The following is a 251-nucleotide window of genomic DNA, read 5'->3' on the forward strand; positions in this document are numbered from 1 at the left end:
GAGATGTGTATAAGAGACAGATCGTGGCTGGCCTCGGCCAGGCGGGCGTGCAGGAGTCTGCGCGCGTCGTCCTGCAGCCGCGTGGTGAGTTCCGTGCCGATCGCGGAGGCGGTGAACCGCACGCTCCCGTCCGCACGTCCGATGTCGAGCAGTCCCGCTGCCTCGGCCTGGGTGAGGAGGGCCTCGGCTGCCGGGCCGGCGAGGCGGCCGAGTAGTTCGAGGTCGGGCCGGTCGTCCAGTGCGACGAACGT

General features: G+C 70.5%; 1 protein-coding gene. It reads right to left on the bottom strand.

The window, feature by feature from the left end:
* Window positions 1-251: hypothetical protein (locus IH13_RS36400; RefSeq protein ID WP_037840613.1), on the bottom strand; the 251-nt coding region annotated here is incomplete at both ends.

The organism is Streptomyces sp. NRRL WC-3549 (assembly GCF_000721935.1).
Classification (GTDB): Bacteria; Actinomycetota; Actinomycetes; order Streptomycetales; family Streptomycetaceae; genus Streptomyces.